The organism is [Clostridium] aminophilum (assembly GCF_900101295.1).
GTDB classification, from domain to species: Bacteria; Bacillota; Clostridia; order Lachnospirales; family Lachnospiraceae; genus Clostridium_R; species Clostridium_R aminophilum_A.
Map to the genome: position 1 here is coordinate 37,410 of NZ_FOIL01000006.1, position 13,506 is coordinate 50,915.

A 13,506-nucleotide genomic window follows, 5' to 3' on the forward strand; every position below is an offset into this window, starting at 1 on the left:
TTTATTTATCTCTATTATCTTTAATTTGTGTTTATGATGCGTCCGGACCGGAATCCTTCTGTCTCCCCGGACTCCGCCCGGAGCTATCGTCGATCGGCCACGGTCAAAAGCCGCTCCCGCAACATTCCACGGATGAAATTCCCATCACCAGATCAACAATCCGGATGAATTTTCCTATATGCTCCCGGCAGTCTATCTTAAAAAGTATACCACAGCGAAGGTTTTCTGTGTTCATCTTTCGAATTTTGCAAGATTTATCCCGGAATCCCATCTTTTCACGCGAAGGTCTCTCTTTTTGCCATGCGGAAAAAAACACATTTTTTTCACATTTCGAACATAATTCGGAAACATTTTCCGCATAAGATTAGGCCATGATAACGAACAGCCAATCGTTATCACACCACAATTTTTTTCATAACACGGTGGGCACCTCACGGTGCCCACCCCTCCCCAATTTTCATTACAAAATTCTGTCCGTTTTACGGAAACTGTTTTATTCCTCCCGAAACTTTTTTATAATAGAATGACACAAGGATAGAAGCCGTGCTTTCCGTCTGCCTTCCGCATCCGGGACCGGCCTGAAATCACACAGGGAGGAATTTGTTATGACAATTCGCAGCATCCGCCTGACCGCGCTTCCGGTTCTGATCGCCGCCATGCTGTTTTCATCCGGCACATCGGCGCTCGCAGCATCCAAGGACGACAGAGAAGTGGTCAAGGTTGTTTCCGTAAGCCTTAATTTTTCCAATCCGGAGCCGGGCGATCCCGTCGATAAGGATATGGAAGACTCCGTCTCTGTCGATGACGGCACTTATGAAATCTCGGAAGCGGAGTACACCACCAAAAAGGAAGAGTGGGAATACAATGACAAGCCGGTTCTGAAGATCAAGGTCAAGATCCCGAAGGACGATCAGGATGACTATAAATTCAAGAGCAAAGCAAAGCTGAAGCTGGAAAAGGGCGATGTGAAGGTCGACCGAAGCGAGATCTCCAACAGTTCCACCTCCGCCACCGTGACAGTCTATCTGAGACCGGTCAGCGGAAAGGCCGAGGCAACTTCCGATCTCCGCTGGGATGAGCGTTACACCGCAAACTGGGAGAAAGTGGACAATGTGCAGTCCTACACGCTCCGCCTCTACCGCAATTCCACCCAGATCGCGGATATCGACACCACGGCAACGCACCTGAATCTGGCTTCCTATATGACCACACCGGGCAAGTACAGCTTCCGCATCCGCTCCAACGCCGGCGGCGCAGCCAAGGACAATAGCCGGTTCACCGAGAAGAGCGATTACAAGACGATCACGCAGGAGAACATTCCGACGGAAGAAGACATCCGCCAGGGCGACATTTCCCTGCCGGTCTGGGTTCGTGACGGCGACTACTGGTACATCGACCAGGGCGGTCAGAAACTCCACAACACCTGGTTCCAGGATACCGACGGCAACTGGTATTATCTCGGCGCCGACACCTACATGAAGACCGGACTGTTTAAGGACAGCGACGGCAATCAGTATTATCTGAATACGAAGGATCAGCCGGATGCGAGCATTCCGCTGGGAGCAATGCGGACCGGCTGGCTGACCTACCATGACCGTACCTACTATCTGAATCCGAACGAGGGCGGCCCGAAGGGTGCCATGCTCGTCAATACCACCGTCACCATCGACGGAAAAGAATGCACTTTCAATGAAGATGGTGCGCTTCAGCAGTAACCCAACGATCCGGCGCTGTTTCACAGACAGTCTTCTCCCCGCAGGTCCTCCCGGTCCTGTGGGGATTTTTATGTCATCCAAACATCTTCCCGGCATCCTATGCCGTTAAAAACGCTCATTGCAGATGCGTTCATCGCAGGTGCTCCCATGGCGGTTCTCCTGTTTTTCACATTTTTTCCACACTTCACCCACGCTTCCTTCACATTTTTTCGATAGACTTCAGACATCTCATAAATCACACCCCTAAAACAAACTGTCGAAACAAACAAGGAGGCCCCTATGAAAATGAATAAATTCAAGGCAACCGCACTTACCCTGATGACTGCCGGAACCCTTGCCGTATCCGCATTTCCGTCACTCGCCTCAACATCCGGCGAGAAGGTTTCCACCGTCAAAATCAACCTGAACCTCGAGAACATCCCTGCAATGGGCGATGAGGTCGATGACGATCTGGACGGCGAAGTTACCTCAGCCGAAGATGCCTACAGCATTACCGATGTCGAGTATTACAACAGTGATGACGAATGGGAATACGGCGATAACCCGGTCATCAAGGCAGTTGTCGAAATCAATGACGAGGATGACTACTATTTCCCGTCCGGCGTCAAAGTGAAAATCTCGAACAAGAACGTTTCCGTCAGCAGTGTTTCCATCAGCCGTTCCAGCTCCAGCAAGGCAAAGATCACCATCAAGCTGAAGCAGATTGACGGCGATCTGGATGCACCGGAAGAACCGGAATGGTCCAGTTCCGGCGTCGCGTCCTGGTCGGAGAGCGATTACGCATCCTCTTATTCCGTAAAACTCTACCGGGGAAGCAGCACTGTCACCACCATCTCCACCACATCGACCTACTATGATTTTTCCAGCTATATGACCACAGCCGGCTATTACACCTTCAAGGTCAAGGCCGTCGCCAGCGATACCAGCGACAACAGCAGCTGGAGTGATGAATCCGACGAGCTCTATGTCAGCAGCGATACCGCGTCTTATAACAAAACGCACGCCTCAACGACCCTTTCCACCGCCAGTCCCGCATCCACCACTTCCGGCTGGCAGTCGGATTCCAACGGCTGGTACTATCTCCAGAACGGAAGCCGTCTCTGCTCCTCCTGGTTTCAGGACACGGACGGAAGATGGTACTATCTCGGCTCCGACGGATATATGCTGACCGGATGGATCCAGGACGGTGACGGTCACTACTATTACATGAATCCGAACTCCGGCGGCCCGCAGGGTTCCATGATGACCGGCCTCGTCACCATCGGCAGCAGCACCTACTATTTCAACCCGAATACTGGCGGCCCGCAGGGTTCCATGGTGACCGGCTATGTCACCATCGACGGGACGCAGTATTACTTTGATCCGGTCAGCGGCGCTGCACGATAATGCACTCTGTCCGAACCCTTCATGTTTTCTCACCCCTTGTGTTTTTTCTTCATTGTCCGGTGCCGCCGAAACAGCGAATCCGGACGCACTCCCTCATGAATCGAAAGCCTCCGGCCCATCATCGGCCGGGGGCTTTCGGCATTGTCCAAACAGCGGGAAACGTAGTAAAATATCCTCATACTACCGAAACGAAAAAAGAGGAAGATCCCATGAAGCCGATTTCATCATTTTTCCGTATTTTCTCTGTCTGTATTCCCGGCACCTGCCTGGTTATTCTCTGTTTCCTGACCTCCTGCGCTTCCCCGGCAAAAACAGCCGAAACGACCGCCGGAAACAATCATCTTCTCGTTGTACACCTGCCATTTCCGGATGGGACCTACACGCCGATCGTCCGTGAATTTGAACGTCGGACCGGTATCTGGGTCGAGACGGATACGGCGGAGCATGCCGACCTGATCCTCGGCGGTGACAGTTTTCTTCTGCGTTCCGAACCGGACCGGTATGAACGCATCATTCCGTTTTCCGCATCTCCGATCGTCATTGTCTACAATCCCCGCCTGATCCAGATGACGCCGCCCAACGGCTGGCTGAGTCTCTTTGACTCCATGTGGACGGGCCGGATTGCATACGAGAATCCCGCCGACTCCGCAGTTTCCATGGCAGCTCTGTGTGCCATGACGCAGTCGCTCTCCGCCGAGTCCGTCGAAGATCCGGATGCTTTGGCAGCCTACGGCCTCGGTGCAAATCCGACGGGAATCGCCGCGTCCTGGTTTCGCCAGCTGGACTGCAAAACCGTTCCGGACGCTGACTCCGTCATCACCTCCGTCACCGACGGTTCCTGCTATGCGGGAATCACCTCCGAAGCCCGGGCTCTGACCGCAAGGCGGGGCGGTCTTGACATCACCATTGTCTATCCGGTCGAGGGCACGTCCGTCCACACCTCCTGCACGGCAATCGTAAAAGGCTGCGCACACCCGGATAATGCGCGAAAATTCGAAGAATTTCTGCAGACCGACGATGTACAACGTTATCTTCCGGACCGTGTCGGAAGCCGAAGTCCGTACGCCGCGGCAGAATACCTCACTTCCGCCTATGATCAGTCCGACAATTCCATGCTTCTGCGCAGTGAGCCGGAGGATGCCTCCTCCGTCCCGCAGGAGGCGAAACTTCGGCCGCTCTCAAAGATTCCGCTTCTGCCGAACCATGAAGAATGGTCGGCGGGACAGTGGAAAACGCTTCTGAGCACCTGGCTTACCGTCTCCGGCGAACAAAACGGGGACCGGACCGGCCGGCCGGTTCTCTCCGACCATCCGGCCAATTACAAAAGGGCTGGGGATCCGGAATATATTTCACCCGAATTCCTATTCAACCAGGGAGGTGTGCGATGAACCTGAACAAATGGATCCGCAGTTCCTTCCGCCACCGGCTTTTCGCCGCGACGATGGTTTCCGTCCTCCTTCCGGTCCTTCTCTGCAGTGTTCTGGTGTTTACCGTTTCGCTCCGGCAGAGCCGTCTATTCCTTCGGGAACACGCGGAATCCGACCTTTCCGACGTCGCCGATGCCGTAACCGGTTTTTCCCGCGATCTCTCCGAAGCCGAGGACTTTCTGCAGAAAAGCACGCTCGTCCGGAGTACCCTCCGATACGGAGCCTGGAATTCCAATGCGCTCTATTCCGTGCTTCTGAAAAAAACGCATTCTCTCCGCAGATATGCGGATCTTTCCATTCTGGACAAAAACGGCACCGTGCGCTTCACCACCGCATCCGCCTCCCCCGCCGCTCCGGAAACGCTGCCTCTCGACTGGGGCATTCTCCGGCTCGCCCGGGAACACCACCGGATGACCGTGAACGAAGCATCCGCTTCTGCAGAAGACACGGGGGCCGCCGCGGCACGGCTCTCTGACCAGCCAAATGGTTCCGCCGCGGCAGGGAATTCCCCGCCGTCACTTCATTCCGCCGAAAACTACGTCACCGGAGCCGGCGAGGACGGCGGTCTGGAACAGGCGGTTCTCCTGACCTCCTACGACGGTGAGGAACTCGGCTACATTTTGATCCGAAGCTCGATTGATCAGATGGCGGCGCTTCTGACCGGTACCTACTCTGCCGGCAACGATGTCTTTCTTCTGGACTCTTCCTGGCGGCTGATCTACAGTTCCCAGCGGCCGGCAGACGATGTTCTGATTAACCGCCTCCGATCCGCATATCTCCGGAGCGAGGCAGATGAAAGCCGCCCGTATGATCTGGATCCGGCCGGAAGTTACACCAATTCCTATAATTACACGGTCGCGGGCATCGCCCCGTCCGGATTCACGGCAGTCCTTCAGCAGCCGAAACTCTTCACCACCGCAGTGACACGGACGCTCATCCTCATCAGCGTTTCGATCGCGCTCACCGGTCTGCTCCTTGGTCTGTTCACGACCTGGAAGCTCAGTCGGCATATCTCGGAACCGATCCTTGATCTGGACCGGGCGATGAAACAGGCGATGAACGGGGATTACTCGGTCCGGATCGCCAGCAACCGCACCGATGAGATGGGACACCTCACCCGTTCCTTCAACCATATGCTGGAAGAGCACGCGCTCAACCTCCGGCGCTCTGTCAAGCGCCAGAAAGAACTGAACGAGACACAGATCCGTATGCTTCAGGCGCAGCTGAATCCGCATTTTCTGTACAACACTCTGGATACGGTGAAATGGCTCGGCGTTTCCCACGGCGTCCCGGATATCGCGGCACTGTCCACGTCTCTCGCTGCCCTGCTCCGCGCCAGCATCTCGGACTCGCGTCTGATCACCCTCGATGAAGAGCTCGATCTCGTGGAACGCTACCTCTCCATCCAGTCCATCCGGTTTGAGGACCGCTTCACCTGTGAGATCGACGTGGACGAGCGCTTCCGGAGCTGCCTGATTCCCAAGCTTGTCCTTCAGCCCGTTGTGGAAAATGCGGTCGTTCACGGTGTCGCCGACATGGACGAAGGATACATCAAGATCACCGCGGAAGAGAAATTTGAGGACGCCAGCCGTCACGTCCTCGTCCTCACGGTATCCGACAACGGAACCGGCATGCCGCCGGAAACCCTGAACGTCATCAACAGCGGCGGTTCCCTGAAGCCGCGTGGTCACCTCGGCTGCTACAATGTCGGAAAGATCATCCGCCTCTACTACGGGGAATCCTACGGGCTCTATGCCGCTTCCTCCCCCGGCCGCGGAACGGTCATCACCCTGCGGCTTCCGCTGGAGATATCGGATCCGGCGGGTGATACAGGACCTCACATATATCCGGAATAAACACCGTCGATTCTATCGTTTGCTGTGATCACAGGAGAAAGTTTGAAAGTAAACTTTCAAACTTTGATTGACGGCTCAAATAGACAAGCAAGCTTGTCTGCTTGAGCCTGGAGGACAAAAATATCATGCTGAAAATACTGATTGTGGACGACGAGGCCGTCGTCCGTCACGGAATCGCGCTCGGCATTGACTGGGCGCAGGAAGGCTGTGCCGTGGTCGCCGAAGCGGCCAACGGCGCCGAGGGAATTGAAGCCGTGCACCGGTATCATCCCAACCTCATCATCACTGACGTCCGCATGCCCCATATGGACGGGCTGGAGATGATGAAGCAGCTCCGGGCTGAGGGATGTGAGGCCCACGCCATCATCCTGACCGCCTACAGCGACTTCGAATACGCCCGCAGCGCCATCCAGTTCGGCGCGGTGGACTATCTTCTGAAGCCCTTCGAAAATGAAGACCTGATCGCTTCCGTCCGGAAAGTTCTCGAACTCGACCGGCGGCAGGCTTCCGTCGGCACCGATCCGCTGAAAGCTCTGCCGAAAGGCGACAAGAGCCGCATCGTCATGCAGGCCATGAGCTACATCGCGGAACATTATGCCGATCAGGGCATCAACATCAGCACCATCGCCGAGGCAGTCAGCGTCAGCGAAGGTCATCTCAGCCACGCCTTCAAAAAGGAGACCAGCTACACCGTCAACAATTATCTGACCGGTTACCGCGTACATCAGGCCATCCGGCTTCTGAAAGATCCGGCCATCCGCGTCTACGAGGTGGCCGAACAGGTCGGTTACCGGGACGTTGCCTATTTCTGCAGTATCTTCAAGAAAAACACCGGTATCTCTCCGTCGGAATATCAGGATCACTGGCACGCACCGGTGAACGGATTCTGATGGATCCTACGGGGCCGTTTGGCTCCGTTTTTTATCTATTATTTCTATATTTTCTTTATTATATTTTTGACCGTTGTGCATTTTGATGGCAAAATCGCAGAATCCTTCTATAAATCGCAGATTTCTCCCATTCAATTTTCCTTTCCGTTTGGATAAAATGTGATTATACGAGGGATCAATGGTGGTCCCCGAAAACAAAGGGAGGAAATGTATATGAATTTCAAGAAATTTACAGCATTATCACTCACCGCCGCTATGGCAGCATCCATGGCAGCATGCGGAGGATCTTCTTCCACCGCCACCACAACGGCAGCTGCACAGCAGCCGTCTGAGTCTGCAGCAGAGACCACGGCAGCCGCTTCCGCAGAAAAGAAGGATTATTCCGATTACACCATCCGCATCTATTCCAACTCCAACTCCACCGAGCGCACCACCTGGCTTATCAAGGAAGCGGAGGACGCCGGCTTCAAGATCAGCATCGACGATAACTCCGTCATCTCCGGCGATACCGCAGCGGTTCAGGCAGCAAACGAGAAGAAAGACGGAGATATCATCTTCGGTCTGAACGAGACCAGATGGTCTCAGATCATTGGCGGCGAATATGAGAACTTAAAGCTCGTGGACTGGGCTCCGTCCTGGAAAGACAAAGTCGGCTCCTACAAGTTCGACAACGCGGCATACGGCCTGGTTGTTCAGGGCTCTCTCCTTCTGTACCGAACCGATGACCTCGGAACCAACGGCAAAGAGCTCAAGTTCGATCACTGGGCAGACATGCTGGATTCCGGCTACAGCTGGTACCGTCAGAACAAGGTCGGCGGAACCACCAACACCAATATCAACAACTCTCTCCTCTTCGCTTATGTAGATCCGAGTTCTCCGGCCGGCGGCATTTCCGTTGACGGATGGAAGATGCTCTGGAAATACTGCGCAGACGGAAAGTTCTCCTCTGACGACACCTACAAATACGGCTTCGATCCGCTGAACAAGGGCGATGTGGCAGTATCTTCCTTCTACACCTCCTCCCTCTACGGAAAGATCGATGCGGCAGCCGAGAACTCCGACAAGCCGTTAAAGGGCACCACAAAACCGGAGAACTGGGCACTGGCAGATGTCAAGGACGGCGTATTCTACATCGCAGAGTACATCGGCGTTCTGGATAAGAAAGATCGTACCCCGGAGCAGACCGAGGCAGTCAAGGCATTTGCCGACTGGTTCGGAAGCGCCGATGTGCAGGCTGCATGGGGTGAAGAATTCGACTCCTTCCCGTGCAACGAGGACGCCGCTAACACTCTGTATCCGGACGGCATTCCGGCACTGTACACACAGCCGAATATGGCTCAGCAGACCGTTGACGGCATGACCTACGCAGAGTATGCTGCCAAGCACAACGCAGAGTGGACCAACATCGAGACAAACCTCGGCTACTTCTGGGCAGATGCAGCCGGCGCAGCAAAAGAGCCGGATTGGGACAAGCTTGACTGGGCTACTCTGACACAGAAGAAGGGCAATTGATCCCTCCAATAAAAAATACAAAGTCCGCATGAGGACTTCGGCTCCTCGTCCCCTCTTTCCGGAGGGGATCCTGACGGACCGTGTGAGACGGCGGGCGCAGATGCCCGCCGTTTTGTGTTTCATGGGAAATATCTCCGAAATTCCCTATGAAACACAAACGCCCCGCGGACTTTGTTCTCTGAAAAGCCTCCATGGAAGGCATTTTGCCGCATCCCGAAAGAGCCTTTTGAGAATGTTTTCGGCCCGGAACCATCCGGAGCCATCCGCAAACTTCCTTCCATGGAAGCTTTTCCCGAACCAGCAAACGGATATGACGAATACCAATAGTAGGAGAACAATCTATGTCAATGATCGAATTAAAGAATATCGTCGTAAAATTCGGCGATTTCACGGCACTCCGTGACATCAACATTCAGGTTCAGGAAGGAGAGTTTTTCACCTTCCTCGGGCCGTCCGGCTGCGGAAAAACCACCACGCTCCGCACCATCACCGGTTTTATCGAACCGGCAGAGGGCCGGGTCTTTGTCAACGACCGAGACATCACGAATGTTCCCATCGAACAGCGCAATGTGGGCATTGTCTTCCAGAGCTACGCGCTCTTCCCGACGATGACCGTGTACGATAACATCGCTTTCGGCTTAAAACTCAAGAAACTCTCCAAAACCGAGATCGCCGAAAAGGTGCACACCATCGCGAAAAAGGTAGATCTCACCGAAGAACAGCTGGGGAAGGCTGTTTCCCAGCTCTCCGGCGGCCAGCAGCAGCGTGTCGCCATCGCGAGAGCTCTGGTCACCAATCCGGCCATCATCTGCATGGACGAGCCCCTGAGCAATCTGGATGCCAAGCTCCGTGTCCAGCTCCGGAACGAGCTGAAGAAAATGCAGAAGGAATTCGGCATCACGACCATCTATGTCACCCACGATCAGGAGGAGGCGCTGACGCTCTCCGACCGCATCGCCGTCTTCAACAAAGGCGTGGTGGAGCAGATCGGAACGCCGAACGAGATCTACAATCACTCCAAGAGCGAGTTCGTCTGCAACTTCATCGGCGACATCGACCCCATCCAGCCGCAGCTCGGAGAGAAAATCGCAGAGACAATGCGGACAAATCCGGCCGCATATCCGACGGAACTTCCGATCCTCAGCACAGCGGACCGCAACTACATCCGCCTCGAGCGTCTTCATGTCAATGTGCCCGCAAAACCGGGCCAGCTGGAGATTCCGGGTGTCGTGGAAAGCATGGAATACTATGGTCTCTACATAAAGTATTATATTCATGCCGAAGGTCAGATCATTAAAGTGATCGAGAAAAATGACGGAATCAATATCTACGGAGCCGGAGAACATGTCCACATTGTTCTCGATCCAAAGGATATCATGTCCTATAAACCGGCTGATTATTCCGAAAATATGTAAACAGTCCGATTTATTCCACAACAGACTGGAGGAAATGATATGAACACTGCCAAAACGAATCCCATCACGACTGATTATATCGTCCGGATGGTCGGCATCGCATTTTTCGCCTACCTTTTCTTCGGCTTTATGCTGATGCCGTGTCTGAATACTCTTTCCAGCATCTTTCTGACGAAAAATGCCGCCGGCGAAACCGACCCGCTTGCCGTTATCCGGTTCTTTCTGGCCGGAAGCATGGGAAAGTATGTCTGGAATGCCCTTAAGCTTGCAATCTGTCTGGTCATCACCGTCAATGTCGTCGGCATCAGTCTGGTGCTCCTGACCGAATACTTTGACATCAAGGGATCAAAGATCCTTCGCCTCGGCTACGCAACAACCATGATCTATTCCGGTATCGCGCTGGGAACCGGATACCTCTTTCTCTACGCTCAGGACGGCGTGGTGACCGGATTTCTCTCGCAGATTTTTCCGAATATGAATACGGAATGGTTCACCGGATTCCGGGCCGTTCTCTTCACCATGACCTTCGCCTGCACCAGCAACCATATGCTGTTCCTGCGAAATGCAATCCGCGGAATCGATTACAACACGGTGGAGGCAGCCCGCAATATGGGAGCAAATCCCTTCCAGGTCCTTGCCAAGGTTGTCATGCCGACACTGGTTCCGACCCTCTTCTCGCTGACCATCATGACCTTCATCACCGGTCTCTGCGCCATGAGTGCCCCGACCCTGATGGGCTATGACACCATCAATCCGGAGATCGTCCGTCTTGCCGGTTCCTCCGTTGCCGACGAGTCCTTCCCGCAGGCAAGAGCAGCACTCCTGTCCATCATCCTTGCCTGCTTCACGATTGTCCTTTTGACCGTACTCTCCGCCTATGAGCGGCGGGGGCACTACCTCTCCGTCTCCAAGACGAAGGCAAAACTCCAGAAACAGAAGATCACCAACAAGACGGTCAACATGCTCATGCACATTTACGCCTACGTGCTTTTTGTGATCTACATGATGCCGGTGGTAATGATCGTCATCTTCTCGTTCCAGACTTACTCGGCCGTCCGCAACCGCCAGCTCGACCTGACCCAGTGGACCACCCTGAACTTCTTCGGAACCGCAGATTATGAATACATGACCAACCGCGGAAAATACAAGACGAGACCGGGTTCCATCTCCGGTGTATTCAGCAACGAGGCGACCCTCGGCGGCATTAACCTCAGTTTCATCCTGTCCGCTCTCGCGGCAGCCATCGCCTGCGTCATCGTCGTTGCCGCCTGCACCTATATTTTCAACAAATATCACAAGAAACTGGGTGTCATCATGGAGTACGCCCTGCTCTTCCCGTGGCTGCTTCCGACGATTCTGATCTGCTATTCCTACCGGACCTTCTTCAACAGTTCGGATGTATGGTATGTGGGCTTCCAGAATCTCTACTTCGGAAACAACGTCCGGTTCCTTCTGGTCATGGCCTACATCGTGACGAAGCTTCCCTTCTCATTGCGCATGGTAAAAGCCTCGTTCTACGCCATCGATGAGGAGCTCGAAGACGCCGCGAAAAACCTCGGTGCTTCCTCGATCTACACCTTCCTGAGAGTAAAGCTTCCGATCATTCTCCCGAGCGTCCTCGCGGTATTTGCGCTGAACTTCAACGCGCTCTTTACCGAATATGATATGTCGGCGACCTTCGCCAGCACCCAGGCCACCTCCTACGCCATGATCATTCAGGCCATGACGCGAGAAGAAGGACTCTACGGATACAACATCAATGCATCCGGCCGGCGCTGCGCTTCCACCGTCTTCATCATGATCATCTCCGGTCTGATCCTGTACCTCGTCTACGGCGTCGGCGCGAGGGATCTCGGTGAACGGCTGGAAGCCAAAGAAAAGAGAAAACGCCGGATCGCGAAAATCGTGCAGTTCTTCGGATTCTCATCCGTAAAGTCTTCCGATGATCGCTCAGAGGATTGCGTCAAAAAAATCGAAACGGAATCCGGGTCTGAAAAGAAAAAATCAAGTATCTGAGCGAAACAAACCGGATATGGTTATGTTATAATTGACTTGCAGCAGAAACTTCTATCAGAAAGGATATTGCCATGACCGATAAAGAGAAAATTCTACAGGTAATGAAGGAAGCCGGCACTCCGCTGAACGCAGGGAAAGTTGCCGAACTTTCGGGACTGGACCGCAAGATTGTAGACAAAGAATTTGCGGCAATGAAGAAAACCGGCGAGATTGTATCTCCGGTGCGCTGCAAATGGGAACCTGCCGACAAGTAAGCTTCTGAAAAGAAATTTTCAAAAGAGCATGGTTCCAATCCATCACCCACTGAAACAAGATTCTTCAAAAACACTAATCTTCAAATGCATTAATCTTTCATGCTTTAACCTTCAATGCATTAACCTTCAAAAAAAGCTTCGCCGGCGGCAAACCGTCGGCGAAGCTTTTTTCCTTTTTCTTTTCCTGTCTCACAGACTTTTCAAATTCAGATGATCGTGTGAGTCTCCGGATCCGAAATGCACTGATCCATCTGCTTCGTCACACGTCATCCGCAACCGCGACTCCCTTTTCCCTCATCTCCCGGCGCAGACGTTTCGCATCGCCGTAGAAGACGATTCCCTGCATTCCGGTGATCATCGCGCCCTCGATATTCCACGGCGCGTCATCAATAAACAGAGATTCCTTCGGGACAAGCCCGAAGTGCGCGCAGAACGTCTCATAGATCTCATGGGACGGCTTCATCAGCTTCCAGTCTGCCGATATATATTTCCCGTCAAAGCAGTCCGACGCCGGAAGACGGTCAAAAAACTCATGCACATGCGATGACGCGTTGGAGAGAAGATAAATGCGGTATCCGTTCTTCTTCAGCTCACGGACCAGTTCCTCCATTCCCGGAATCTTCGGGCTCCAGAGGTTCCACCAGCCGGTCACCGCCATCCGGACATTCTCATGCAGCCGCTCCGGAAGCCGGCGGCAGGCCGCCGCCACGATCTCGTCATCACTCAGAATGCCGCGGTCTCCCGCCGTCCACTCGTAGCCGCCAAATGTCTCCCTCACAAACATCTCCGTATCCTTGTCCGGAACGCCTGCTGCCTGCGCAATTTTCTCCGGATTCCAGTCAATCAGAGTTCTGCCCATATCAAACACAACATTTCGAATCTCCGGCTTCGCCATAACCTTTTCCCCTTTCATTTTCCGGCTTTTTTACTTTCCGTTTTTTCTTCTATCTTTTCACTTTCCGCTTTTATATTCTCACTTTTGACTTTCCGCTTTTGGCTTTTGCCTTTCTACTTTTCGCTTTCCGCTTTTATATT

The 13,506-nt window shown here is 53.6% G+C and carries 10 protein-coding genes; 9 read left to right on the plus strand and 1 reads right to left on the minus strand.

Annotation, left to right across the window (positions count from 1 at the left end; all coding sequences use genetic code 11):
* Nucleotides 1-605 precede the first annotated feature (605 nt).
* From BMW41_RS02995 to BMW41_RS03035, 9 genes are all read left to right on the plus strand, one after another.
* Nucleotides 606-1,715 carry an N-acetylmuramoyl-L-alanine amidase family protein gene (locus BMW41_RS02995; RefSeq protein WP_074648744.1) on the plus strand — a complete coding sequence of 370 codons (1,110 nt, stop codon included), beginning with the start codon at nt 606-608 and terminating at the stop codon, nt 1,713-1,715.
* Between the two features lie 279 nt (nt 1,716-1,994).
* Complete coding sequence (locus BMW41_RS03000) at nt 1,995-3,101, plus strand: N-acetylmuramoyl-L-alanine amidase family protein (protein WP_074648746.1); 1,107 nt, start codon at nt 1,995-1,997, stop codon at nt 3,099-3,101.
* A gap of 209 nt (nt 3,102-3,310) precedes the next feature.
* Nucleotides 3,311-4,489: an extracellular solute-binding protein gene (locus BMW41_RS03005; RefSeq protein ID WP_074648747.1), complete on the plus strand. Its 1,179-nt coding sequence runs from the start codon at nt 3,311-3,313 to the stop codon at nt 4,487-4,489.
* Complete coding sequence (locus BMW41_RS03010; RefSeq protein WP_074648749.1) at nt 4,486-6,384, plus strand: sensor histidine kinase; 1,899 nt, start codon at nt 4,486-4,488, stop codon at nt 6,382-6,384. The genes BMW41_RS03005 and BMW41_RS03010 overlap by 4 nt, the downstream gene beginning before the upstream one ends.
* Before the next feature lie 125 nt (nt 6,385-6,509).
* Nucleotides 6,510-7,274: a response regulator transcription factor gene (locus tag BMW41_RS03015; protein ID WP_074648751.1), complete on the plus strand. Its 765-nt coding sequence runs from the start codon at nt 6,510-6,512 to the stop codon at nt 7,272-7,274.
* 213 nt (nt 7,275-7,487) lie between these two features.
* The gene (locus BMW41_RS03020; protein ID WP_074648753.1) at nt 7,488-8,786 is read left to right on the plus strand and encodes a type 2 periplasmic-binding domain-containing protein; all 1,299 of its coding nucleotides are present in this window, start codon (nt 7,488-7,490) and stop codon (nt 8,784-8,786) included.
* Nucleotides 8,787-9,127: 341 nt separating this feature from the next.
* On the plus strand, nt 9,128-10,201 hold the full coding sequence (locus tag BMW41_RS03025) for an ABC transporter ATP-binding protein (protein WP_330386908.1): 1,074 nt from the start codon (nt 9,128-9,130) through the stop codon (nt 10,199-10,201).
* Nucleotides 10,202-10,240: 39 nt separating this feature from the next.
* Entirely contained in the window at nt 10,241-12,217 is a 1,977-nt protein-coding gene (locus BMW41_RS03030) for an ABC transporter permease (RefSeq protein ID WP_074648754.1), read from the plus strand.
* A gap of 101 nt (nt 12,218-12,318) precedes the next feature.
* Nucleotides 12,319-12,471, plus strand: coding sequence for a hypothetical protein (locus BMW41_RS03035; RefSeq protein WP_330386909.1), 153 nt, complete (start codon nt 12,319-12,321; stop codon nt 12,469-12,471).
* Between the two features lie 259 nt (nt 12,472-12,730).
* Here the strand turns inward: BMW41_RS03035 and BMW41_RS03040 are convergent, their stop codons facing one another.
* The gene (locus BMW41_RS03040) at nt 12,731-13,384 is read right to left on the minus strand and encodes an HAD family hydrolase (protein WP_083378753.1); all 654 of its coding nucleotides are present in this window, start codon (nt 13,382-13,384) and stop codon (nt 12,731-12,733) included.
* Between the last annotated feature and the right edge of the window lie 122 nt (nt 13,385-13,506).